The organism is Bradyrhizobium daqingense, from assembly GCF_021044685.1.
Taxonomy (GTDB): Bacteria; Pseudomonadota; Alphaproteobacteria; order Rhizobiales; family Xanthobacteraceae; genus Bradyrhizobium; species Bradyrhizobium daqingense.
On the sequence record NZ_CP088014.1, the window covers coordinates 1,713,962 to 1,737,460 of the forward strand.

Sequence of the window (23,499 nt, forward strand, 5' to 3'; positions counted from 1 at the left end):
GCAATTATCGGCCATAAGCCTTCATTCCCGCCTTTCGTTGCGGCCCGGCTTTCGCTAAGGCTGCAACAAATCCTGCCCCCCTTTTCACGAGACCGCCTCAATGTTCCCGAAGCCGAAATCCGTACTGTTGCCCAACACCTACGCCTTCGAATCCGAGCCGATGGTGAAGCCGACGGGCTTTCGCGAGTATGACGCGCGCTGGTTGTTCCAGAAGGAAATCAACCTGATGGGTGTGCAGGCGCTCGGCATGGGGCTGGGCGCGCTGATCGCCGAGCTCGGCGTCGGCCAGGAGATCGTCACCGGCCACGATTTCCGCGGCTATTCGGCCTCGATCAAATATGCGCTGATCTCCGGCCTGATGGCGGCGGGATGCAAGGTGCACGACATCGGCCTTGCGGTGACGCCGATGGCCTATTTCGCGCAGTTCGACCTCGACGTGCCCTGCGTTGCCATGGTCACGGCCTCGCACAACGACAATGGCTGGACCGGCGTGAAGATGGGCGCCAACCGTCCGCTGACCTTCGGTCCCGACGAGATGACGCGGCTGAAGCAGATCGTCCTGAACGCGGAGTTCAAGAACAAGGCGGGCGGCTCTTACCAGTTCCACGAGAACTATCCGGCGCGCTACATCGCCGATCTCACCTCTCGTCCGAAGCTGACGCGCAAGCTCAAGGTGGTGGCGGCCTGCGGCAACGGCACCGCCGGCGCGTTCGCGCCGCAGGTGCTGGAGGCGATCGGCTGCGAGGTGATCCCGCTCGACACCGAGCTCGACCACACCTTCCCGAAATACAATCCGAACCCCGAGGACATGGAGATGCTGCACGCGATCCGCGATGCGGTGCTGCATCACAAGGCCGATGTCGGCCTCGGCTTCGACGGCGACGGCGACCGCTGCGGCGTCGTCGACAACACCGGCGAGGAGATCTTTGCCGACAAGGTCGGCGTGATGCTGGCGCGCGACATGTCGGCGATCCACAAGGACGCGCAGTTCATCGTCGACGTGAAGTCGACCGGTCTGTTCGTCACCGATCCCGTGTTGCAGAAGCAGGGCGCAAAGACCGCCTATTGGAAGACCGGCCACTCCTACATGAAGCGCCGCACCAACGAGACGGGTGCGCTCGCGGGCTTCGAGAAGTCCGGCCATTTCTTCTTCAACAAGCCCTATGGCCGCGGCTATGACGACGGCCTGGTCTCGGCGCTCGCGATCTGTGACATGCTCGACCGTGCGCCCGGCAAGTCGATGGCCGACCTGAAGAACGCGCTGCCGAAGACCTGGTCGTCGCCGACCATGTCGCCGCACTGCGCCGACGAGACCAAATACGGCGTCATCGACAAGGTAGTGAAGCACTTCGAAGGTTTGCAGGCGAAGGGTGCCAAGATCGGGGACCAGGCGATCCGCGATCTCGTCACCGTCAACGGCGTGCGCGTCACGGTGGAAGACGGCAGCTGGGGGCTGGTGCGCGCCTCCTCCAACAAGCCCGAACTCGTCGTCGTGGTCGAGAGCCCGGTCTCCGAGCAGCGCATGCACGACATGTTCGAGATGGTGAACAGCGTGCTGCGCACGCATCCCGAAGTCGGCGAGTACAATCAGAAGATTTGAGGAGTGTCAGAGATACCGGACGCCGCTATCTCCGACGTCATGCCCGGGCTCGTCCCGGGCATCCTCTCCTCACGCGCGAACGCAAGGACGTGGATGGCCGGGACAAGCCCGGCCATGACGCTTGCCGAAGGAGCGTCGCCCTCCGCCGAAGAGCCTAAGCCGCCACCACCGCCGGGATCGGCAGCGCGGTGACCGACTTGATCTTCTCCATCGCAAAGCGCGAGGTGACGTTCTTCAGCGGCACGGCGCTGATCAGCTTCTTGTAGAACACGTCATAGGCCTGCATGTCCGCGACCACGACGCGCAGCATGTAGTCGACGTCGCCGGCCATGCGATAGAACTCCATCACCTCCGGCATGGCGCTGACGGCTTCGGCGAACCGCTTCAGCCAGGCGTCGGAATGGTCGGAGCTCTCCACCGACACGAACACGGAGATGCCGAGCCCGATCTTGTTCTGGTCGACGAGCGCGACGCGCTTGATGATCACGCCATCGGCCTCCAGCCGCTGGATGCGCTTCCAGCAGGGGGTCGATGACAGGCCGACGCGGTCGCCGATCTCGGCGACGGAGAGGGAGGCATCCTCTTGGAGAACCATCAGGATCTTGCGGTCGATGGCATCGAGGCGGCGGCTGGTCTCGGGAATCTGAACGGCAAGGTCAGTCATTTGAAGAACTTTGTTCCATTTCAAGGGCTGATTTCCCTGATATAGAGAAAATCATTCCACAGCAAGCCCATAATCTCGGCGTAACAGTGGAATCCCTCTAGAGCTTGCCTTGCAAAAGCTCTTCAACTTCAACGCGTTGCGGCGCAGCCAGGCCGCCGCCATGGCGGCTGCATTTCAGCGCTGCCGCGGCCGCGGCGAATCGCAGCGCCTCCCGCACCCCCTTACCCTCGGCGAGACCAAGGGCGAAGGCGCCGTGGAAAACGTCGCCGGCGCCGAGCGTGTCGACCGCCTGAACCGGGAAAGCCGCCGTCTCTTCCAGTTCGCCCGCGGCGTTCAGCCAGATCGTGCCACGTGGGCCGCGGGTGGCGGCGAGGAAGGCCGGCGTCAGACCGGCCAGGCACTTCAAGGCTTCGCCGTCGTCGGTGATGCCGACGGTCTCCTGCACCTGCTCGCTGGCGAACAGCAGATGCGAGGCGGCCGTGAGCAGGCTGTCCTGCAATGCCATGGCGCGATCGACCCCGACGATGACGGGAATGCCGCGCCGGCGCGCCTCGGTGCAGAGCGACGTCGCGAACACGCCGCAGCGGCTTTCGACGAGCACCCCTTGGCAATCGGCGAGCAGTTCGCCGGATTCAGAAAGCTTCACGGACCACAAGGCGGGATCGCGATAGATCGTCAGCGTCCGTTCGCCGGAGGGCTCGATCATGATCGCCGAGACCGGCGTGGTCACATCAGGCATGCGCACGATGTGCGCGGTGTCGATGCCTTCAGCCGCCATCCGCTCGAGGATGAAGCCGCTCGACGTCTCCCGCGCGTCGCCCATCGGCCCCGCGAACGCGACGCGGCCGCCGAGCCGCGCGATGGAGATGGCGGCGTTGAGCGCGTTGCCGCCGCAGATTTCCGCGAGATGGCTCGCGTTCGCCTTGCGGCCACGCGCGGGTACGGCCTCGACCCGAAAGGTGAGGTCGCGCACGGGAATGCCGATGCAGAGGATGCGCGGCGCGATCCCAGATGGCACCATCGGCGGTCAGCTCTTGTCGTGCACCCAGCGGCCGAGCAGATGATGGGCGATGGCGAAGGGATGCGGGCCGGCGAGTCCGTCCGGATGCGTCCGCGTCAGCATCTTTGCTGCCTCCTCGCGCGTGAACCAGCGCGCATCCTCCAGCTCGGAATGGTCGACCACGACGTCCTCGCTCACGGCCCGCGCGCTGCAACCGATCATTAGCGACGACGGATAGGGCCAGGGCTGGGTCATGTAATATTGCACGTCGGTGCAGCGGATGCCGGACTCCTCGAAGATCTCGCGGCGGACCGCATCCTCGATGGTCTCGGCGGCCTCGACGAAGCCGGCGAGGCAGGAATACATGCCCGGCGGAAAATGCTTCTGGCGCCCGAGCAGGCATTTGTCGCCGGAGGCGACCAGCATGATCACGACCGGATCGGTGCGCGGAAAATGCTCGGCCTTGCAGCTCGGGCAGTCGCGCTTCCAGCCGCCTTCCTTCATTGCGGTGCGGGTGCCGCAATTGGCGCAATAGCCGTGGCGCTGATGCCAGCTCACCATCGACTTCGCCATCGCCACGGCCGAGAGCTCCTCAGGCGGGATCGCGCCCTGCATCGCCATGCCGCGCAGCTCGGTCACGGTGTAGTCGGCGCCGCCGACCAGCTTCTCGGCGGCGGCCTGCGATAGGCCCATGCCGAACACGGCCGCGCCGTCGCGAAGCCCGAGGAACACCGTGCCGGGATTGGCGCCGCATTTCAGCGCTTCGTCGATCGAAAGCAGCGCGCGCACCGTCTCGCCCTCGTGCTTCACCAGCAGCGAGTCGCGATAGACCACATAGGCGCGCGACGACGGCTTCTGCTCCATCGCGAACAGCTTCTCGTCATCGCGGCGCAGATGCGCGGCGCGGTCGAGGACGTTGGTGACGAAGGCCGGCTGCCCCAGCGGAAACGCGTCGAATGCGGACATTGTGATTCTTTCAACCCAACCAGATCTTGCGGCGGAGCGCGCTGATGAAATTCTGCACTTCGTTGGCGTCATGGGCCAGCGGCGGCATCACGCCCCACACCGGCCGCGGCCAGGCCGCGTCGCTGGTGCGGCGCGCGATGATGTGAACGTGAAGCTGCGGCACGAGGTTGCCGAGGGCTGCGACATTGAGCTTGTCGCATTTGGTGATCTCCTTCAGCGCGCGCGAGACGCGGGAGATCTCGGTCATCAGCTGCGCCTGCTGCACCTCGTCGAGATCGATGATCTCGACCGCATCGGGCCGCCGCGGCACCAGCAGCAGCCAGGGATAATGCGCGTCCTTGATGACCAGCACCTTCGACAGCGGCAGATCGCCGATGTCGATGGTGTCCTCTTTCAGGCGGGAATGCAGCGACCAGGCGGGATCAGACATAGGTGTTTCCGGATGGCCCGATGGGACGGGCGTGTTGGGCCCGACCATACGATACCGATTCCGATAGGGGAAGGATTGGGCCCCGCTGTCACCGCATATACGGTCGTCGTCCCGGACAAGCGGAGCGCCGATCCGGGACCCATAACCACAGGGAGAAGTGTGGCGAAGACTCGTGGTTGCCAGCTCGCGCAACAACCTCTGTCGGTGGCTATGGATTCCGGGCTCGCACTGCGCGCGCCCCGGCCTGACGGAAACTACCCCTCCACAATCACCCTTGCATTGGCGCGGATCGAGGCTTCGCTGACGCGGATGCCGAGGCCGGGTCCATCCGGCACCACGACATGACCTCCGCGATTGGCGATTCGCTCTTCCAGCACGTCCTCGGTCAGCACATGATGCGGCATGTAGAATTCGCAGCCGAGCGAGATGCCGGGCGTGGCCGCAATCAGCTGCGTGCCGGCGGCAAGGCCGATGCCGCCCTCCCATAGGGTGCCGCCATAGCCGGGCAGGCCGGCGATGTCGGCAATCGCCATGATGGCCTGCGCCTCGAACAGGCCGCCGGCCTTCATCAGCTTGATCGAGACCGCGTCTGCCGCCTCGCGGCGCACCACCTCCATCATGTCGCGGCGGTCGAAGCAGCTCTCGTCGGCGAGCAGGGGCGTCTCCAGTGCCGCGGTGAGCTGCGCCATCACGTCGAGATATTTGCGCGGCACCGGCTGCTCGATGAAAGTCGGTGAAAACTCTTCGACATCGCGCAGGATCTTGATGGCGCCGAACGGCGCCAGCGCCTGGTTGTAGTCGATGCGCAGATCCACCGTGTCGCCGAACTCTTTCCGGATTGCTTCGAGATGATCGAGGTCCTCGCGATGCGGCTTCACGCCGGTCTTCACCTTGTAGATGACGTTGCCTTCAGAAACCATTTTCCGCATGCGCTCGAGATCGGCGGCAAAATCCGGATCGGCGATCGAGAAGGAGAGGGGGATGGTGTCGCGCACGCGGCCGCCGAGGAGATCGGCGACCGAGAGCCCCGACGATTTGCCGACGATGTCGAGCAGCGCCATCTCGACCGCGACTTTCGCTTCGGCGTGGCCGACCAGCGCGCGGTCGAGCTCGGCCATCAACGCGCGAATGCGGCGCACCGGCTTGCCGAGCACGATGGGACGCAAGTAGATGTCGAGTGCCGAGAACGCCGCCTCCGGCGTTCCCGTGAACACTTCCCACGGCGCGGCCTCGCCCCAGCCGATCACGCCGTCGCTGGACGTGAGCTCGATCAGCACGCGTTTCACCGTGCCCTTGACGTTGCCGACGCCTTGCAGACGCGCCATCTTGATCGGGCTCTCGATCAGGAACAGCCTGAGACGTTCGATGCTCGCTTCGCTCATGTCAGGCCTCCATTGACGTGCCAGACCTGGCCGGTGACGTAGGATGCTTTCGGGGATGCCAGGAAGGCGATGATTTCGGCGACTTCCTCCGGCTGCCCGCGGCGGCGCATCGGGATCAGCGCTTCGGTCGCGGCGATCTGCTCGGGCGAGAGCCGGCTCTCGCTCGGCTTGTCCTTGACGATGAGGCCCGGCGACACCGCATTGACGGTGATGCCGTCTTTCGCGAGTTCGACCGCGGTGAGGCGCACCAGCGCTTCCAGCGCGGAGCGGCTGGCAGCCGTCGCCGCGAAGGGCGCGAATTCGGGCCGGATGGCGTGCGCGACGAAAGACGACACCGCGACGATCCGGGCATCATGGCCGGCGCGCAGTTGCGGAAGCGCAACCTTGACGAAACGTGTGAAGGCGAGAGCGGACTCGTCCATGGCCTGCACGAATTGATCCCCGGGCGTGCCGATCGCACTACCTCGGCGGGCGTGGCCTCCAACCAGGATCAATCCGTCAAGCCGGTTAAACTCGAGATGCGCGGTCGCGCATGCGAGCGTCACAGCTACTTCATTTGCGAGATCGCCGAGACACGTTGCAACGGCCGCACCGCGCGCTTTGGCGTCGGCCGCGGTCGCCCTAAGTCCGTCCTCGTTCGAGCGCGTATGCAGAACGAGGCCAATACCGGGCGCGGCGAGAAGTTTTGCAGTGGCCCGGCCGATGCCGCTGGCCGCGCCGGTGACGAGATAGACGCGTTCGAGATCAGGCATCACGATGCCGTGGTGGCCGGCGACAGCGCGCCGGTGCGATGGAAATGGCTGAGGAAAGTGCGCGTCGCCGCTTCCTTGGGATTATCGATCACTTGCCGCGCCGGGCCTTCCTCGACCACGACACCGTCGCGCATGAAGATGAGGCGGTCGGCGACCTCGCGGGCGAAGGCGATCTCATGGGTCACGATCACCATGGTCATGCCTTCGGAGGCCAGTTGCTGGATCACGTTCAGGACCTCGCCGACCAATTCAGGATCGAGCGCGGACGTCGCCTCGTCGAACAGCATGACGTCAGGCTCCATCGCGAGCGCCCGCGCGATCGCGACCCGCTGCTTCTGGCCGCCGGAGAGCGTCGCCGGATATTGGTCGGCCTTCTCAGCAAGGCCGACCTTGGCGAGTTGCGCGCGCGCGAGCTTCTCGGCATCCGCTTTGGCCATGCGCCGTACCGTGACCGGCCCTTCCATGACGTTCTGCAGCGTCGTCATGTGCGGGAACAGGTTGAAGTGCTGGAATACCATGCCGGTGGTGGCGCGGAATTTTGCCAGCGTCTTCACATCCGGAAGCTTTGTGCCATCGCCGAAAGCAAAGCGGGTGTCGCCGACGCGGACGCTGCCGCCGTCGGGGACGACCAGCAGGTTGATGCAGCGGAGCAGGGTGGACTTGCCCGAGCCTGACGGGCCGATCAGCGCGACGACGCCACCCTTGGCGACGTCGAGATTGATGTTCTTCAGGACCTCGTTGCTGCCAAAACTCTTGCGAAGGCTGCGAATCTCGATTTTCGGCGTCTCACTCATTCGCTCACCGCCAGTCGCTTCTCGCCGCGCCGGACGAGGATGGTGAGTGGGATCAGGATCGCCGCATAGGCTACCGCGACCGCGGTGTAGGTTTCCAGCGGCCGGTAGCTGTCATGGGCGGCGACCTGGCTCTGATAGACGAGGTCGGGCACCGCCAGCACAGAGACCAGCGAGGTGTTCTTGAACTGGATGATCGACTGGTTCATCAGCGCCGGGATCATGCGCTTGATCGCCTGCGGCAGCACGATGCGCCGCATGGTCTGGATCGGCGTCATGCCGAGCGCGGCGCCGGCTTCGGACTGGCCGCGGTCGATCGAGATGATGCCGCCACGGATGATCTCGGAATAGAACGAGCCGCCATAGAGCGAGAGCGCCAGCGCCGAGGCTGTGATCGGCGTCATCTCGACACCGGCGAGGATCGGCAGCGCGTAATAGAACCAGATCAGCTGCACCAGAATCGGCGTGCAGCGGAACGCCTCGATGAAGGCGAGCGCGGCAAGGCGCAATGCCCGAAAGCGCGACAGGCTGCCGAACGCACCCAGCAGGCCGAACAGCAGCCCGCACACCACGATGACCACAGTGAAGCCGACGGTGACGCCGAGCCCGTTGAGAAAGAGCCAGCGATAGCTCCAGAGGATGCCGAAGTCCCACTGATACATGCGTATTAACTCGTACCCGATGTCAGCTCGGAAACTCGCCGTCATGCCCGGGCTTGTCCCGGGCATCCACGTTCTCTGTGCCGCGGGGAAGACGTGGATGGCCGGGACAAGCCCGGCCATGACGGTGCGGATGCTTCAGGCGCTCAATACATCTTACAACGACACGCCCGGCGGAATGTCCGCCTCCGTCACGCCCACCAGCTCCATGTTGGTGATGATCGCGTTGCGGATGAAGCCGAGGCCCTTGTTGAAGTCGATCCAGGTGTTGACATAGTCGCGCCAGGTCTTGTCGGCCTCGCGGCGGAAGCCGGCATTCGACGTGGTGGCGAAGATCGGCGTCGGCAGCACGAGCTGGCCGAGCGATGGGTTCTTCTTCAGCACGGTCAGCGACAGCATGGTGATCAGGCATTGCGCGTCGACACGGCCGGTCTGCAGCGCGGCGGTGGCCTCGTCGGCGGTCTTCAGCCGCGTGATTTGCGCCTTCGGTGTCAGGCGGCTGACGACCTGGTCGTGCGAGGAGCCCTGGTCGACCGCGATCTTGATGTCGGGCGAGTTCAGCTCGGCCCAGCTCTTCGGCTTGAAGTCCTTCTTGCAGAGGATCGCGAAGGCGTTGTTGAAGACCGGCACCGAGAAGTCGACCACCAGCGCACGCTTCGGGGTCGGGTTGAGGCCGAAGAAGATGTCGATCTTGTTGGCCTGCAGATCGAGCACCGAATTGCCCCAGGTGGTCTCGGTGATCTCGAGCTCGGCCTCCATGTCGTCGGCGAGCCCCTTGGCGATGTCGATGTAGAAGCCCTTCCACTGTCCGGAGGAGAGGTCCTTCATGTAATACGGCGCGCCGCCGCCGACGGCGCCGATCCGCATCTTCTTGGTCCGGCGGATGCGGGCGAAGGTCGATTCGTTCGGATCGGCCGTCTGCGCCACCGCCGGGGCGGCCAGTGTGCCCGCGGCCGCCGCGCCAAGGGCACCTAATCCGACAATCGATGCAACATCACGACGTGTAAGCATTGGGATCAATCGCTCTTCTGCTTGGATGGAGTTCCGCCAGGCGTTCTTAGCAAGGTGCTCCCAGCGGCGAAAGCACAGCCTATCGGCTGGGCAGACCGATAATTGCCCGGATGATGGGCAGTATCCAGTCGTTCGCGCGCATAGCCGCTTGCTTTCCGCTTCCTTTGGCCCCAAATAGGCACCGGGAGATTGGCGGTGGACGAGCCACTCGCCAACCGGGTCAGGTCCGGAAGGAAGCAGCCCTAACGAGGTCCGGATCGGGTCGCTCGTCAGTCTCCTACCTGTTTTTCCGAGCGAACCAGCGCCGGCGGGCTCCCCGCCAGCGCGCTCCTTTCCGCAAAAGCCGGCCGAGAGAGATTTCATTGCGGATCGACCGATGACCGACGCTGGCGCCCCTCCCAATCCTGACAGCGCCGGCCAAGCCGGCAACACGCCCTACCGGGTTCTGGCGCGCAAATACCGCCCTTCCTCATTCGACGATCTGATCGGCCAGGAGGCCGTGGTCCGCACCGTCTCCAACGCGTTCGAGACCGGGCGCATCCCGCAGGCCTGGATCCTCACCGGCGTCCGCGGTGTTGGCAAGACCACCACCGCGCGCATTCTTGCCCGTGCACTCAACTATGAGATGCCTGATGGTTCGGTGAAGGGGCCGACCATCCACATGCCCTCGCTGGGCGTGCACTGCCAGGCGATCATGGAAAGCCGGCACATGGACGTGCTGGAGATGGACGCGGCCTCACACACCGGCGTCGACGACGTCCGCCAGATCAATGACAGCGTGCGTTATGCCCCCGCCAGCGCCCGCTACAAGGTCTACATCATCGACGAAGTCCACATGCTGTCGACGGCGGCGTTCAACGCCTTCCTGAAGACGCTGGAGGAGCCGCCGGAGCACGCCAAATTCGTGTTCGCCACGACCGAGATCCGCAAGGTTCCGGTCACCGTGCTGTCGCGCTGCCAGCGCTTCGACCTGCGCCGCGTCGAGGCCGATGTGCTGATGAAGCACCTCGCCAACATCGCGGCGAAGGAAAGCGTCGAGATCGAACCGGAGGCGCTCGGCATCATCGCGCGCGCCGCCGAAGGCTCGGTGCGCGATTCGCTGTCGCTGCTCGACCAGACGATCGCGCATGCGGCGGGCCAGGTGAAAGCCGACGCGGTCAGGCAGATGCTGGGCCTTGCCGACCGCACCCGCGTCATCGACCTTTTCGAGTCGCTGGCGCGCGGCGACATCGCGGCCGCCTTCAAGGAGTTCCGCGACCAGTACGATGTGGGCGCCGATCCGGTCGTGGTGCTCTCGGACCTCGCCGAATTCGTCAATTTCGTCACCCGGGTGAAGGTGATTCCGGCGGTGGCCGACAATGTCGCCTATGGCGAGACCGAGCGGGTTCGCGCGCGGGACTTCGCCTCGAAGATCTCGATGCGGGTGCTGTCGCGGATGTGGCAGATGCTGCTCAAGGGCATCACCGAGGTACAGGCCGCAACGCGCCCCGCCGCCGCGGCCGAGATGGTTTTGGTGCGTATCGCCTATGTGGCCGACCTGCCGACGCCGGACGAAGCCATCAGGATGCTGGAGCAGAACGGTGGCGGCTCGCCGGTCGTGAACGGCGGGGGAGCTGCGCGCAGCGCGCCGGGTGCGCCGATGGCTTCGGCGGTCCCGGTCACGTCTGCGCCCGTGCGTATGCCGACGTCATCGCCGTCTTCGTTCGGTGGTGGTGCACGGCCGCAGATGGCTGCCCCCGCGCCGGCCCCGCAAGGCACTGCGCCCCAGCTGCGCATCACGAGCTTCACCCAGCTCGTCGCGCTCGCCGGCCAGAAGCGCGACATCATGACCAAGAGCGCGCTCGAAGGCGACATGCGCCTGGTTCGTTTCGAGGAGGGGCGGCTGGAAGTCGCGCTCGAGCCCAACGCCTCCAAGACCATGATCTCGGAGCTTGCGAGGAAATTCGAGCTGTGGACCGGCCGCCGCTGGACCGTGGTCGTCTCCAACGAGCAGGGCCAGCCGACGTTGCGCTCGGTGAACCAGGCGGCGAAGCAGGAGCATGCCCGCACCGCCGAGGCCGATCCGCGCGTGCAGGAGGTGCTGTCGCGTTTCCCCGGCGCGAAAGTCGTCGAGGTCCGCAGGCTTGCCCCCGAGACGCCGGAAACCAATATTAACGCCGACTATGGCAGTGACGATCCGCCGGCCGGTTTCGACGGCGACGACGATCTCTGAGCCTCTTTCAAGGACATCGAGCTATGGCTGATTTTCTCGGCATGATGAAGCAGGCGGCGCAGCTGCAATCCAAGATGCAGGAGATGCAGGACCAGCTCTCGAGCGTCGAGGTCGAGGGCATTTCCGGCGGCGGCCTCGTCGCCGTGCGCATGACCGCCAAGATGGACGTCAAGAGCATCAATATCGATCCCTTGCTGATGAAGGCTGAAGAGCGCGAGGTGCTGGAAGACCTGCTCGTCACCGCGCTCGCCGATGCCCGCCGCAAGGCGGAAACGGCGGTGCAGGAGAAGATGCAGTCGCTCACGGGCGGGCTCGGCCTGCCGCCGGGGTTGTTCGGCCAGTAAGATGGGCGCGGTTGCAGGTCCTGAGATCGAGCGGCTGGTCCAGCTGCTCGCACGGCTGCCGGGCCTCGGCCCGCGCTCAGCGCGGCGCGCGGCGCTGCACCTGATCAAGAAGCGCGAAGCGCTGATGATGCCGCTATCGTCGGCGCTCCAGGTTGCGCTCGACAAGGTCGAGGTCTGCAAGACCTGCGGCAACATCGACACGCAAAACCCCTGCACCGTCTGCACGGATCCGAAGCGCGATCCATCCATCATCGTCGTCGTCGCCGACGTCGCCGACCTCTGGGCGCTGGAGCGCGCCAATGCCACCCAGGGGCGCTATCATGTGCTGGGCGCGACATTGTCGCCGCTCGACGGCGTCGGCCCGCAGGACCTCACCATCGACGCGCTGGTGGCGCGCGCGCATGACCAGCAGGTGCATGAGATCATCCTGGCGCTCAATGCGACGGTGGACGGCCAGACCACGGCGCACTACATCACCGACCTGCTTCAGGACGCCAATGTGAAGGTGACGCGCCTCGCCCACGGAGTTCCCGTCGGCGGCGAGCTTGATTATCTCGATGAAGGTACGCTATCGGCTGCGATGCGGCAGCGCACCCTGTTCTAGAGCGTTTTCGAGCGAAGTGGATACCGGTTCGCGTGAAGAAAACGCGTCAAAACAAGAATTCCCATCCAGACTTTACGGAACGGACGACATGACGAAACTTTTCGCCACACGCTCGGCTTTGGTCGCGACGATGATGATTCTGGTGACCCCGGCCATTTCCGCGCAGCAGGGCGACGAGACCCCGCCGTCCAAGCCCGGCAAGCCGATCAACACCGGCGACGTCCTGTCGGGCGAGCTGAACGCGATGAAGGTGCGCGACGTCAAGAACGGCAAGCGCGTCGCCACCTATCAGATCACGTCCGAGCCGCGCCGGCTGCCGCCGCCGAACGGGCTGTGCAATCTCGAGACCGGTCCCGAGACCTTCCAGCTCGTCACCTCCAGCGACGCGCAGGCCACGCAGCTGAAATCCTTCGTCGGCAAGGAGATCTCGGTCAAGGTCGACGAGATCGCCTGCGCCAGCGACGCCGGCCAGATGAGCGAGGCCGTGATCACGAAGTGGAGCCTGATCAAGAAGCAGTAGGGGCGCGACGCTCCGCTGCCTCGCCGTCACGGCAATGACGAGGGCAGCGTCACACCCGCACCGGCCCGAGCGCTTCGAAATGCCCGCGCTTCTGCAAATACGCCAGCAGCATCAAGCTCGGGATGGCGGCGAGGACGGAGATCGCGAAGAACATCGGCCAACCCGTCTCTTTCGCGAGGTACCCCGCGCCCGACGATAAATAGGTCCGTCCCACGGCGGCGAGCGCCGTTAGCAGCGCATACTGAGTCGCGGTATGCAGCGGGTTCTGGCACAGCGCCGAGAGATAGGCGACGAAGATCACGGTGCCGATGGCGTTGCAGAAATTGTCGGAGGTGATGGCGAGGGTCAGCGCCCATTCGTTGACGCCGACCAGCGCCAGCCACGAGAACGACAAATTGGACATCGCCTGCACGATGCCGCCGATCCACAGGCTGGTGGCCAGCGAATAACGCCGGGCCACGAAGCCGCCGGCAAAACCGCCCGCCAATGTCGCGATGATACCGACTCCCTTGACGATCACGGCGTAGTCGTTGCGCGTGAAGCCGATGTCGATGACGAACGGCACGGTCATGTTGCCGGAAAACGCGTCGGTGAATTTGAACAGCACGACGAAGGCAAGCGCGGTCCATGCTTCCTTTCGCTGCAAGAACTCTGAGAACGCGCCCAGCGCGGCATGGAACACCCGCGTGAGGGCGCCATCGTCCCGCGTGACCGCCTCGGCACGCGCGGATTGTGCCGGCTCGGTGGCGGCCAGTGCAGTCACCGTGCCGATCAGCACCATGGCCGCCATCACCACATAGCCCCACATCCAGGCGGCGCCACGCGGGACGACCGCCTCGAAACCGGTGACGATGAACAAGGCGCCCGCAGTCGATACCAACATGCCGATGCGGTAAGCCGCGACATAGGCGGCCATGCCGGCGGCCTGCTCGCTTTCGGGCAGGCTCTCGACGCGGAAGGCGTCGACGACGATGTCCTGGGTCGAGGACATCGTCGCGACCAGGAGCGCGCCCAGCGCGACGAGCAGCGGCGAGCGCGCCGGATCGGTCAGCGCCAGCAGCAGAATCGCGCCGATCAGCAGCAGCTGCGAAAACACCAGCCAGCCGCGGCGGCGTCCGAAGGCATGCGTGAAGAACGGGACATGCAGCGCGTCGACCAGCGGCGCCCACAGGAACTTGAGCGTGTACGGCGTTCCAACCAGCGCGAACAGCCCGATCGTTCCGAGATCGACCCCGGCCTCGGCCATCCACACCAGCAGCGTCGATCCCGACAGCGCCAGCGGCAGCCCCGAGGAAAAGCCGAGGAACAGCACGATCAGCACCCGCGGCTGCAGGTACACGGCAAGGCTATCGCGCCAGGAGGGCGCAGGCGCGGAAGCCACGGCGGAGGAGGTCGCGTCGGGTGCGGTCATGGGGCGGTGTTAGCAGATTCTGGCCGCGATGCCTCTGCCACAAAGCTCGTCATGCCCGGGCTTGTCCCGGGCATCCACGTTCTTGATGCAATGTGGCAATACGTGGATGGCCGGGACGAGCCCGGCCATGACGGCGCCGAATCACTCCCCCGCCTGGAGCTTCCGCGGAAACAGCTCCGCTGCCCCCGTCGCCACCAGGCGCGGGCCTTCCGCATCGCTCTTGCTGAAATCGAGTTCTTCTATCCGTCCGGCGCGCTTCTCGATCTTGTCGGCGGAGATCAGGATCTGGCGGACGTCCTCGTTCGCGTCGGCAAAGTGCTTCTGCAATTTCAATACGCGGTCGCGCAGGCGGCCGAGGTCGTCGCCGAGCTTGATCACTTCAGTCTGGATCTGGTCGGCGGCATCGCGCATGCGCGCGTCCTTCATGATCTGCTGCATCACCTGGATCGCGAGCATCAGGAGCGAGGGCGACACCAGCACGACGCGGGCGCGATAGGCCTTCTGGATCACGTCGTCGAAGCCGTCATGGATCTCCGCGTAGACCGATTCCGACGGCACGAACATCAGCGCCATCTCCTGGGTCTCGCCGGCGACGAGATATTTCTCGGCGATGTCGCTGACATGCTTCATCACGTCGCCGCGCAGGCGCTGCGTGGCGATGCGCTTCTCCTCGTCGGTGCGGGCGTCGTGCAGCGCCGTCATCGCTTCCAGCGGAAACTTCGCGTCGATGCAGAGCGGGCGCTGGTCCGGTAGGAACACGACGCAGTCGGGCCGCTTGCCGGTCGAGAGCGTGAACTGGAACTCGTAGGAGCCTTTCGGCAGGCCGTCCTGGACGATCGCCTCCATCCGCGCCTGGCCGAAGGCGCCGCGCGACTGCTTGTTGGCGAGCACGTCGCGCAAGGTCGTCACCTGCGTGGTGAGGTCGGTGAGGTTCTTGTGCGCGCTGTCGATGATGCCGAGCCGCTCATGCAACGCGCGCAGGCTCTCCATGGTGTTGCGGGTGGAGTGTTCCATGGACTGGCCGACGCGGTGCGTCACCGAGTCCAGCCGCTCGTTGACCGCGCGCGCCATCTCGGCCTGACGTCCCGCCAACGCCTGGGTCATGGCATCGACCCGGCCCGAGGACTCGCTCTGGGCCCGCAGCACCTCGCTGAGGCGCTCCTCGAGCTCGTCAGCCCGGATCGCATGCGCCATCGCGAGTTCCGCGCCACGCCGGCCGGAGCGTGCGATCACCACCGCGATCACCACCGCGATCACCACCAGGAGGATGAGAACGAGCGCGCCGAAGCCGATTAGCGCGTCGATCGTGCGTACCGGCCAGTCGCCAGCCATGAAAATGATCTCGTTCATGCGTGCCCTTCTAGCCGATTCGCACGCGAACGCGAACGAAGAGGGAACGGCGACCGTTAACGAGCCACTAATTTTTATGGTTAATGAAAGCTGAAGATTTATGGTTAGCGAAGGGTTAACGGAGTTCCTCGCTGGATTGACCGCATCCGGCGCGCAGCTTAAATCGCGGCCATGGCCCTCAGAGAAATCATCATCCTGCCCGACAAGCAGCTGCGTCTGGTCTCCAAGCCGATCGAGAAGGTCACGCCGGAGATCCGCAAGCTTGCCGACGACATGTTCGAGACCATGTACGACGCGCCCGGCATCGGCCTTGCAGCGATCCAGGTCGCGCAGCCGCTGCGGCTTATCACCATGGACCTCGCCAAGCGCGACGAGGACGGCGAGACCAGGCACCAGCCGCGCGTCTTCATCAACCCGGAGATCATCGCCTCCTCCGAGGAGCTGTCGGTTTACGAGGAAGGCTGCCTGTCGATCCCCGAATATTACGAGGAGGTCGAGCGTCCCGCGAAGGTGCGCGTGCGTTTCCTCGACCTCGACGGCAAGGTGCACGAGGAGGACGCCGAGGGCCTCTACGCCACCTGCATCCAGCACGAGATCGACCATCTCAACGGCGTCCTGTTCGTCGACTATCTGTCGAAGCTCAAGCGCGACCGGGTGATGAAGAAGTTCGAGAAGGCCGCCAAGCGCGCGGGGTAATCAAATCCTCCGCCGTCATGCCCGGGCTTGTCCCGGGCATCCACGTTCTCTAGCGCCGCGGGCAGGAGAACGTGGATGGCCGGGACAAGCCCGGCCATGACGAGTAACCTTGCTCGCGTCCGAGGATTGTCTCGCCCCATGCCCCTCCGCCTGATCTTCATGGGCACGCCCGATTTCTCCGTGCCGACGCTGCTCGAGCTGGTCGCGCATGGCCACGAGATCGTAGCCGTCTACACCCGCGCGCCGAAGCCGGGCGGGCGGCGCGGCCTGCAATTGCAGCCGACCCCGGTCGAGGACGCCGCGCGAAAGCTCGGCGTTCCCGTGCTGACGCCGAAGACGTTGAAGACGCCGGAAGCGCTGGATGAGTTTCGTGCGTTCGATGCCGATGCGGCCGTCGTCGTCGCCTATGGCATGATCCTGCCGCAGGCGATCCTCGATACGCCTCGGCTCGGCTGCTACAATCTGCACGCTTCGCTCTTGCCGCGCTGGCGTGGCGCCGCGCCCATCAACCGCGCCATCATGGCGGGCGACGCCGAGAGCGGCGTGATGGTGATGAAGATGGATGTCGGCTTGGATACCGGCGACGTCGCCATGGCCGAGCGTCTTGCGATCACGGATAATATGACCGCAGCTGACCTGCACGACCGTCTCTCCCGGTTGGGCGCCGATCTCATGGTGCGTGCGATGGCCGCGCTGGATCGCGGCGGGCTCCAGCTCAAGAAGCAGAGCGAGGAGGGTGTCACCTACGCTGCCAAGATCGACAAGGCCGAGGCGCGGATCGACTGGACCAAGCCTGCGCGCGCGGTGCTGCGCCACATCCACGGCCTGTCGCCGTTCCCCGGCGCCTGGGCGGAGCTTGCAGGCGTCAGCGAGAATGCGCGTGTGAAAATCCTGCGCTGCGAGCTGGCGAAAGGTGCGGGCGCACCGGGCGAAGTGCTCGACGACCACCTTACCATCGCCTGCGGCGAGGGCGCCATCCGCATCATCGAGCTGCAGCGCGAAGGCAAAGCCCGCATGCAGGTCGCGGACTTCCTGCACGGCGTGCCGCTGAAGGCGGGAGCGAAGTTCACGTGACACTGTCATACCCCGCGAAGGCGGGGTATCCAGTACGCCGAGGCTTCTCGGTCTAACGGATAAGCCTCGGCGTACTGGATCGCCCGGTCAAGCCGGGCGATGACACCACCCGGATTGAGATGCCCCGCTACAAGCTCACCATCGAATATGACGGCGCGCCGTTCTTCGGCTGGCAGATCCAGGACACGCTGCCCTCGGTGCAGGGTGCACTGGAAACCGCGGTCAAGGCGATGACCGGCGCCGATCTGCGCGTGCACGGCGCCGGCCGCACCGACGCCGGCGTCCATGCGCTCGGCCAGGTCGCGCATGTCGATATCGCAAAACCGTTTCCGCCGGGTCGGTTTCGCGACGGACTCAACGCGCATCTGCGCCCGCATCCGGTCGCGGTGCTCGAGGCCGAGATCGTTCCCGACACTTTCGAGGCGCGCTTCTCGGCCATCAAGCGCCATTACCGCTACCGCATCGTCAACACCCGCGCCAATCTCGCCCTCGACGTCGGCCACGCCTGGCGCGTGCCGCGACGGCTCGACAGCGACGCGATGCATGCGGCCGCGCAGCGTCTGCTCGGCAAGCACGATTTCACCACGTTCCGCGACACCGAGTGCCAGGCCAAATCGCCGGAGAAGACGCTCGACCAGCTCGATGTTGTGCGCGACGGCCGCGAGATCACGATCATCACCTCCGCGCGCTCGTTCCTGCACAGCCAGGTGCGCTCGATGGTGGGCTCGCTGGTCTGGGTCGGCGAGGGCCGCTGGACACCCGACGATCTCTCCGCCGCTCTCGCCGCCCGCAACCGCGCCGCCTGCGGCATCGTCGCCCCGCCGGAGGGACTGTATCTGGTGAAGGTGGATTATTAGAGCCTGATGCCGCCTCCCTCGTCATGGCCGGGCTCGTCCCGGCCATCCACGATCTTTCTTACCAGCCGGGGCAAAGAACGTGGATGCCCGGGACAAGCCCGGGCATGACGGCGGAATGTTTGGCGATGACGAGGCTAAGCAAAATACCGTGCCAAAATCCCCCGATACACCTTGGTCAGCTTTTCCAGATCAGCCACCGGCACGCGCTCGTCGATCTGGTGCATGGTCTGGCCGACCAGGCCGAACTCGATCACCGGGCAGTAGCTGGAGATGAAGCGCGCGTCCGAGGTGCCGCCCGAGGTCGACAGCTCCGGCTTGCGGCCGGTCATCTCCTCGATCGCGGCCACTGCGAGATCGGTGAACGGGCCCGGCTTGGTCACGAACACGTTGGAGTTGGAGGGCTCCCAGACGATGCGGGCCTTGATGCGGTTGCCGCAGGCTTTTGCCAGGCGCGTCTCGACCAGCTCACGCAAGCTCGCTTGCGTGTGGTTGTCGTTGTAGCGGATGTTGAATTTCGCGCGGGCCTCGCCGGGAATGACGTTGCTCGCCTTGTTGCCGACGTCGACCGAGGTGAATTCGAGGTTGGAGGCCTGGAATTGCGCGCTGCCGTGATCGAGCGGCTCGTCCGAGATCGCCACGATCAGCCGCGAAATATCCGGCACCGGATTGGAGGCGCGATGCGGATAGGCGACGTGGCCCTGCACGCCCTCGACATAGAGCGTGCCCGATTGCGAGCCGCGGCGGCCGACCTTGATGGTGTCGCCGAGTGTCTCGACATTGGAAGGCTCGCCCAGCACGCAATGGTCGAACTTCTCGCCGCGCCCGGCGGCCCATTTCAGCAGCTTGATGGTGCCGTTGATGGAGACGTCTTCCTCGTCGCCGGTGATCAGGAAAGAGATCGAGCCCTTCCCATCGCTGCGCGGCTTGCCGCCATTGGCGGCGAGATGCTGCAGGACAGCTGCGACCGAGCAGGCGATGCCGCCCTTCATGTCGACCGCGCCGCGGCCATGCAGCACGCCGTCCTTCACCTCACCGGAGAACGCACCAACGCTCCAGGCGCTCTCGTCACCCGGCGGCACAACGTCGGTGTGTCCGGCAAAGGTGATGTGCGGGCCCTCGCTGCCGATCCGCGCATAGAGATTGTCGACGTCGGCGGTGCCTTCCTCGCTGAACGTCACGCGGTGGCAAGTGAAGCCGGCGGCGTTGAGGAGTTCTTCAAGCACCCCGAGCGCACCGGCATCGGCCGGGGTCACCGAGGGGCAGCGGATCAGGTCACGGGCAATGGAGAGAGCATCGGTCATGCGCTCCGCTTAACATGCATGCCGCCGGGTGGGCTAGCACGGGGCGGAACAAATTCGATCTCGCGGCTCTGGTCCCAGACTTTTGCGGAGGTCGCGCTGGGCGCGGCGGTATCCTCGATCCGAGCCAGGGGGGCGGGGCCGAACCGGTTGTCGCCGACGCTGCCCGGTACGCAGAACATCTCGACGAGACCCCACAGCCAAAGCATCCCAGCGCCGAGGTGGACCGGAAGCATCCAGTGCGAGTCAGGCACCAAGTCCGAAAACTGATTGAACAGACCTGGCACGAGGAAGAACGGGACGAGCCACCATCCACTCTTGTCGCGATCGTGCAGCCGCTTGATCGCTGTCGCGAGAAAGATCCAGAGGAACAGCGCCGTGCCGAATGTCCTCAGGATCAGGGGTCCGCGGTCGGCAGACGTCAACGCGGGGTAGACCCGGTGGTCCAGCAGCTTGAATAGGTCGCCGAGGCCGAAATCGAAATCGAGCTTGAGCGAGAGCTGCAACGATCCGTCGGCATTGGACAGATGGATGATCTGACCGATCACGTCCAGCAAGGTCGTGAGCAGCGCAACGATCAGCAGCGCCTGCCACAGCAAGGCGCGGCCCATGCGGCCGTCGAAGCGGAAGAGGTACCAGGTCCAGTCCATGCGAGAGGCTCCGGGCAGGCGGCGCCGCCCGAAAATTGGTCGCGATGGAGCGAGGGTGGGTTCGATGAGGCGAATGGTGAATAGCGAATGGCGAGTAGGGCCCAGGCCCCATTCGCCACTGGCCATTCGCTATTCGCCTGACATCAATCCCGCAGCAGCTCGTTGATGCTGGTCTTGGAGCGCGTGCGCTCGTCGACGCGCTTGACGATGACAGCGCAGGCCGTGCTCGGGCCGATCTGCCCGTTCTTCATCGGCTTGCCGGGCAGCGCGCCCGGCACCACCACCGAATATTCGGGGACTTCGCCCATGAAGACCTCGCCGGTCTCGCGGTCGACGATCTTGGTCGAGGCGCCCAGGAACACGCCCATCGCCAGCACCGCGCCCTTGCGCACGATCACGCCCTCGGCGACCTCGCTGCGCGCGCCGATGAAGCAATCGTCCTCGATGATCACGGGCTCGGCCTGCAGCGGCTCGAGCACGCCGCCGATGCCGGCGCCGCCGGAGATGTGCACGCGCTTGCCGATCTGGGCGCAGGAACCGACGGTGGCCCAGGTGTCGACCATGGTGCTCTCATCGACATAGGCGCCGAGATTGACGAAGGACGGCATCAGCACGACGTTCTTGGCGATGAAGGCCGAACGGCGGACGACCGCGCCCGGCACGGCGCGAAAGCCGGCGTCGCGAAAGCGGTTCTCGCCCCAGCCTTCGAACTTCGAGGGCACCTTGTCCCACCAATTCGCCTTGCCCGGACCGCCGGGAATGACGTCCATGTCGTTGAGGCGGAACGACAGCAGCACGGCCTTCTTCAGCCATTGATTGACCTTCCACTTGCCGTCGGCCCCGCGTTCGGCCACGCGCGCCTCGCCCTTGTCCAAGGTCTCCAGCGCTTGGTCCACGGCCTCGCGCACCTCGCCCTTGGTCGAAATCGAGATGCCGTCACGCGCGTCGAAGGCGCTGTTGATGGTGGATTCGAGGGCTGCAAGGGACATCGGGATTTCCTCAGGGACAGACAGGAATTTGTGGTGAATTGGAGCGCTTTTTCGGGATTTGGGCGGACGGAGTCAAGGCATACTCGGTCGTCGTCCCGGGCGCGGGACCCATAGCCACAGACAGCCGTTTGGTGAGGACTCGGGGTTATCGATCTCGCGCCACGACCACTCCCTGTGGTTATGGGTCCCGGGCTCGCTTCGCGCCCCGGGACGACGACGGTTACTTCGGCGACAACTGACCCAAAAACCCTGTCAGATCATCCGTGACGTGGTCGACATGAGCGGCATCCCGGCCCTCCAGTTCCCAATCCTCGCGCACCACCTCCTTGGTGCCGTCGGGCACCACCAGCACCGTGGTCATGCCGAGTGCGTGCGGGACGGTGAGGTTGCGGGCGAGATCCTCGAACATGGCGGCGCGGGTCGGATCGACCGCATGGTCGCTCAGGAATTTCCGGTAGGTCTGCTCCGCCGGCTTGGGCTCGAACCCGGCGGCGATGATGTCGAACACGCCGTCGAAGTGTGAGGCGAAGCCGAGCCGCGCCAGCACGGCATCGACATGATCGACCGAGCCGTTGGTCAGGATCAGCTTTCGCCCCGGCAGCTTTGCGATGGCTTGCCGAGCTGCGGGTTCGGCTCCAGCGGCGAATGGTCGATCTTGTGCACATAGGCGAGGTAGTCGTCGGCAGAGACGCCGTGCAGGGTCATCATGCCGCGCATGGTGGTGCCGAAGCGCTGGTAATAATCCTTCTGGATCTTGCGCGCTTCCTCCGGCGTGACGTTCAGCCAGTTGCAGACGAACTCCCCGATCCGCGCATCCACCTGTTGCCACAGATTGACGTGATGCGGATAGAGCGTGTTGTCGAGATCGAACACCCAGGTGTCGACGTGAGTGAAGCTGCGGGGAGATTTCATATCGACATTCTCAGCTCGTCGTCCCGGGGCGCGCGAAGCGCGAGCCCGGGACCAATAACCCCAGGAAGGAATTTGGCGAAGATTCGGGATGACCAGCTTCGCGCCACAACCACTCCCTGGGGTCATGGGTCCCCGCCTTCGCGGGGACGACAGGGGAGTTTGTAGACGCTTGCGTGCTGATCATGACCACCCCTCACGGCACCGCAAAGCGCAGCGTCTTGCCGCCGCTCGACATATCCACCGCGCCGAATCCCGTCGCGGCGAAGCCGCGGGCGCCGCAATCGGTCTGCTCGCTGGTCTCGAACTTGGTCTCGCGCGTGCAGAGCTGCTTGTCGCCGCCCCAGTTCAGCGGCCGGTCCTTCAGCTTGACGACGCGGTTGTCGGCATCGACCGCTTCGGCGAAGCTGAAGATCTGTTTGGGCTGGCCTGACACATCAGGGTGCAGGCACGTCTTGGGATCGATGCGATACCAGCCGCGGCTCGTCACCGACTTGCCGTCGTCGGTCGCGACCGCCGCCATCACCTTGTGCGGCGTGTCGTTGCACCAGGTGAGGCCGCTCGCCGACGGCGTCTGCACCGCGTCGACCATGGTCTTGAAGAAGGTTTGCGACGACACGGTGTCGGACGCGAGGCCACGGCTCTTCAGAAAGGCGGTGAGCGCGGCTTGCGTTTTCGGCCCGTCGACACCGTCGATCGCGCCGACGTCGTAGCCCGCGATCACCAGCAGCCGCTGGATTCCGGCGAGGCGCGCCTGCTCGTCGTCATATTCGGAATCCTCGGCGAGATAGGCAATGAGGTTGCCGTCCGCGGCTTGCGTCGGCGTCACCTGCGTGAAGGCGGCCTGGACCTGGCCGCTGCGGCACTGCCGTGCCGCCGCGATGACGAAATTGTCCTGCGCCACGCACAGCATGTCGCGGCCGTTCTGCGGGATCGGGGAGGCGCCATAGACGCCGAGGGCGCGGGCGTTGAGCAGGATGCGGTCGGCCGTCAGCGTGCCCTGCACCACCACGCGGCAGGTCGCAGGATCGATCCTGAACCAGCCGCGCGTCGCGGTCGCCGCCTTGTCGTCGATGCCGATCGCGGCCTCGACGACATAGGACATGCGGTTGCAGATCTTGAGATCGGCGATCGCAGGCGCGGAGGAGAAGAAGAACGAGACGGCTGCGGCGGGCAGCGTCATCAGGAAGCGGGCGAGGGGGGAGCGGCGGGGGCGCTGAACTCTCCGCTCGTCATGGCCGGGCTTGACCCGGCCATCCACGTCTGGGCCGCGAGAAAGATCGTGGATGGCCGGGCCTTCGCCGCGCCGAAGCGGCTTCGGCCGCGCAGG

23 protein-coding genes, 1 other RNA gene and 1 pseudogene are annotated in these 23,499 nt (G+C 65.2%); 9 read left to right on the plus strand and 16 right to left on the minus strand.

All coding sequences use genetic code 11. The features are described 5' to 3' along the window. The first annotated feature begins 100 nt into the window (after nucleotides 1-100). On the plus strand, nucleotides 101-1,600 hold the full coding sequence (locus LPJ38_RS07985; protein WP_145641914.1) for a phosphomannomutase/phosphoglucomutase: 1,500 nt from the start codon (nucleotides 101-103) through the stop codon (nucleotides 1,598-1,600). Nucleotides 1,601-1,754: 154 nt separating this feature from the next. On the opposite strand, the gene LPJ38_RS07990 is transcribed toward LPJ38_RS07985, so the two are convergent. From LPJ38_RS07990 to LPJ38_RS08030, 9 genes are all read right to left on the minus strand, one after another. Continuing rightward, nucleotides 1,755-2,264 carry an Lrp/AsnC family transcriptional regulator gene (locus tag LPJ38_RS07990; RefSeq protein ID WP_008542650.1) on the minus strand — a complete coding sequence of 170 codons (510 nt, stop codon included), beginning with the start codon at nucleotides 2,262-2,264 and terminating at the stop codon, nucleotides 1,755-1,757. Nucleotides 2,265-2,361: 97 nt separating this feature from the next. After that, nucleotides 2,362-3,285 carry a sugar kinase gene (locus LPJ38_RS07995; protein ID WP_167520757.1) on the minus strand — a complete coding sequence of 308 codons (924 nt, stop codon included), beginning with the start codon at nucleotides 3,283-3,285 and terminating at the stop codon, nucleotides 2,362-2,364. Between the two features lie 6 nt (nucleotides 3,286-3,291). Beyond that, entirely contained in the window at nucleotides 3,292-4,230 is a 939-nt protein-coding gene (gene nudC / locus LPJ38_RS08000; RefSeq protein WP_145641912.1) for an NAD(+) diphosphatase, read from the minus strand. A gap of 10 nt (nucleotides 4,231-4,240) precedes the next feature. Beyond that, complete coding sequence (locus LPJ38_RS08005; RefSeq protein ID WP_145641909.1) at nucleotides 4,241-4,660, minus strand: HIT domain-containing protein; 420 nt, start codon at nucleotides 4,658-4,660, stop codon at nucleotides 4,241-4,243. 254 nt (nucleotides 4,661-4,914) lie between these two features. After that, nucleotides 4,915-6,042, minus strand: a complete 1,128-nt coding sequence (locus tag LPJ38_RS08010; RefSeq protein WP_145641907.1) for a muconate cycloisomerase family protein — start codon at nucleotides 6,040-6,042, stop codon at nucleotides 4,915-4,917. Beyond that, nucleotides 6,039-6,794, minus strand: a complete 756-nt coding sequence (locus LPJ38_RS08015) for an SDR family NAD(P)-dependent oxidoreductase (protein ID WP_145641905.1) — start codon at nucleotides 6,792-6,794, stop codon at nucleotides 6,039-6,041. The genes LPJ38_RS08010 and LPJ38_RS08015 overlap by 4 nt, the downstream gene beginning before the upstream one ends. Next, nucleotides 6,794-7,588 (minus strand): amino acid ABC transporter ATP-binding protein, encoded by a 795-nt coding sequence (locus LPJ38_RS08020; protein WP_145641901.1) that lies wholly within the window; start codon nucleotides 7,586-7,588, stop codon nucleotides 6,794-6,796. The genes LPJ38_RS08015 and LPJ38_RS08020 overlap by 1 nt, the downstream gene beginning before the upstream one ends. Next, entirely contained in the window at nucleotides 7,585-8,247 is a 663-nt protein-coding gene (locus LPJ38_RS08025) for an amino acid ABC transporter permease (protein WP_145641899.1), read from the minus strand. The genes LPJ38_RS08020 and LPJ38_RS08025 overlap by 4 nt, the downstream gene beginning before the upstream one ends. Before the next feature lie 153 nt (nucleotides 8,248-8,400). Continuing rightward, nucleotides 8,401-9,255 carry a transporter substrate-binding domain-containing protein gene (locus LPJ38_RS08030; RefSeq protein WP_145641898.1) on the minus strand — a complete coding sequence of 285 codons (855 nt, stop codon included), beginning with the start codon at nucleotides 9,253-9,255 and terminating at the stop codon, nucleotides 8,401-8,403. Nucleotides 9,256-9,439: 184 nt separating this feature from the next. Here LPJ38_RS08030 and ffs point away from each other — a divergent pair. From ffs to LPJ38_RS08055, 5 genes are all read left to right on the plus strand, one after another. After that, an RNA gene (gene ffs / locus LPJ38_RS08035) (signal recognition particle sRNA small type) lies at nucleotides 9,440-9,536 on the plus strand. 95 nt (nucleotides 9,537-9,631) lie between these two features. Continuing rightward, complete coding sequence (locus tag LPJ38_RS08040; RefSeq protein ID WP_145641896.1) at nucleotides 9,632-11,467, plus strand: DNA polymerase III subunit gamma/tau; 1,836 nt, start codon at nucleotides 9,632-9,634, stop codon at nucleotides 11,465-11,467. A 23-nt stretch (nucleotides 11,468-11,490) separates the two neighbouring features. Beyond that, a complete protein-coding gene (locus LPJ38_RS08045; protein ID WP_145641894.1) occupies nucleotides 11,491-11,811 on the plus strand; it encodes a YbaB/EbfC family nucleoid-associated protein in 321 nt (106 codons plus the stop codon). A gap of 1 nt (nucleotide 11,812) precedes the next feature. Beyond that, the gene (gene recR / locus LPJ38_RS08050; protein WP_061850086.1) at nucleotides 11,813-12,415 is read left to right on the plus strand and encodes a recombination mediator RecR; all 603 of its coding nucleotides are present in this window, start codon (nucleotides 11,813-11,815) and stop codon (nucleotides 12,413-12,415) included. 88 nt (nucleotides 12,416-12,503) lie between these two features. Then, a complete protein-coding gene (locus LPJ38_RS08055; protein ID WP_008542698.1) occupies nucleotides 12,504-12,935 on the plus strand; it encodes a hypothetical protein in 432 nt (143 codons plus the stop codon). A 49-nt stretch (nucleotides 12,936-12,984) separates the two neighbouring features. On the opposite strand, the gene LPJ38_RS08060 is transcribed toward LPJ38_RS08055, so the two are convergent. Continuing rightward, nucleotides 12,985-14,346 (minus strand): AmpG family muropeptide MFS transporter, encoded by a 1,362-nt coding sequence (locus LPJ38_RS08060; protein ID WP_145641892.1) that lies wholly within the window; start codon nucleotides 14,344-14,346, stop codon nucleotides 12,985-12,987. Nucleotides 14,347-14,487: 141 nt separating this feature from the next. Further along, a complete protein-coding gene (locus LPJ38_RS08065) occupies nucleotides 14,488-15,696 on the minus strand; it encodes a DNA recombination protein RmuC (protein ID WP_145641890.1) in 1,209 nt (402 codons plus the stop codon). Between the two features lie 171 nt (nucleotides 15,697-15,867). Here LPJ38_RS08065 and def point away from each other — a divergent pair, with 171 nt between their 5' ends. From def to truA, 3 genes are all read left to right on the plus strand, one after another. Then, nucleotides 15,868-16,392, plus strand: a complete 525-nt coding sequence (gene def / locus LPJ38_RS08070; RefSeq protein ID WP_145641889.1) for a peptide deformylase — start codon at nucleotides 15,868-15,870, stop codon at nucleotides 16,390-16,392. Nucleotides 16,393-16,530: 138 nt separating this feature from the next. Beyond that, nucleotides 16,531-17,466 carry a methionyl-tRNA formyltransferase gene (gene fmt / locus LPJ38_RS08075; RefSeq protein ID WP_145641885.1) on the plus strand — a complete coding sequence of 312 codons (936 nt, stop codon included), beginning with the start codon at nucleotides 16,531-16,533 and terminating at the stop codon, nucleotides 17,464-17,466. A gap of 119 nt (nucleotides 17,467-17,585) precedes the next feature. Then, the gene (truA, locus tag LPJ38_RS08080) at nucleotides 17,586-18,323 is read left to right on the plus strand and encodes a tRNA pseudouridine(38-40) synthase TruA (RefSeq protein WP_145641883.1); all 738 of its coding nucleotides are present in this window, start codon (nucleotides 17,586-17,588) and stop codon (nucleotides 18,321-18,323) included. A 134-nt stretch (nucleotides 18,324-18,457) separates the two neighbouring features. Here truA and dapE read toward each other — a convergent pair whose 3' ends face one another. From dapE to LPJ38_RS08105, 5 genes and pseudogenes are all read right to left on the minus strand, one after another. Beyond that, nucleotides 18,458-19,624 carry a succinyl-diaminopimelate desuccinylase gene (dapE, locus tag LPJ38_RS08085; protein ID WP_145641881.1) on the minus strand — a complete coding sequence of 389 codons (1,167 nt, stop codon included), beginning with the start codon at nucleotides 19,622-19,624 and terminating at the stop codon, nucleotides 18,458-18,460. After that, nucleotides 19,621-20,397: a DUF805 domain-containing protein gene (locus LPJ38_RS08090; protein WP_347339045.1), complete on the minus strand. Its 777-nt coding sequence runs from the start codon at nucleotides 20,395-20,397 to the stop codon at nucleotides 19,621-19,623. Before LPJ38_RS08090 ends, dapE begins: the two co-directional genes overlap by 4 nt. A 17-nt stretch (nucleotides 20,398-20,414) precedes the next feature. Beyond that, nucleotides 20,415-21,260, minus strand: a complete 846-nt coding sequence (dapD, locus tag LPJ38_RS08095) for a 2,3,4,5-tetrahydropyridine-2,6-dicarboxylate N-succinyltransferase (protein WP_145641879.1) — start codon at nucleotides 21,258-21,260, stop codon at nucleotides 20,415-20,417. Nucleotides 21,261-21,480: 220 nt separating this feature from the next. After that, nucleotides 21,481-22,172, minus strand: a pseudogene (locus tag LPJ38_RS08100) (pyrimidine 5'-nucleotidase). A gap of 193 nt (nucleotides 22,173-22,365) precedes the next feature. Then, nucleotides 22,366-23,352 (minus strand): DUF1036 domain-containing protein, encoded by a 987-nt coding sequence (locus LPJ38_RS08105; protein WP_145641976.1) that lies wholly within the window; start codon nucleotides 23,350-23,352, stop codon nucleotides 22,366-22,368. Nucleotides 23,353-23,499 lie beyond the last annotated feature (147 nt).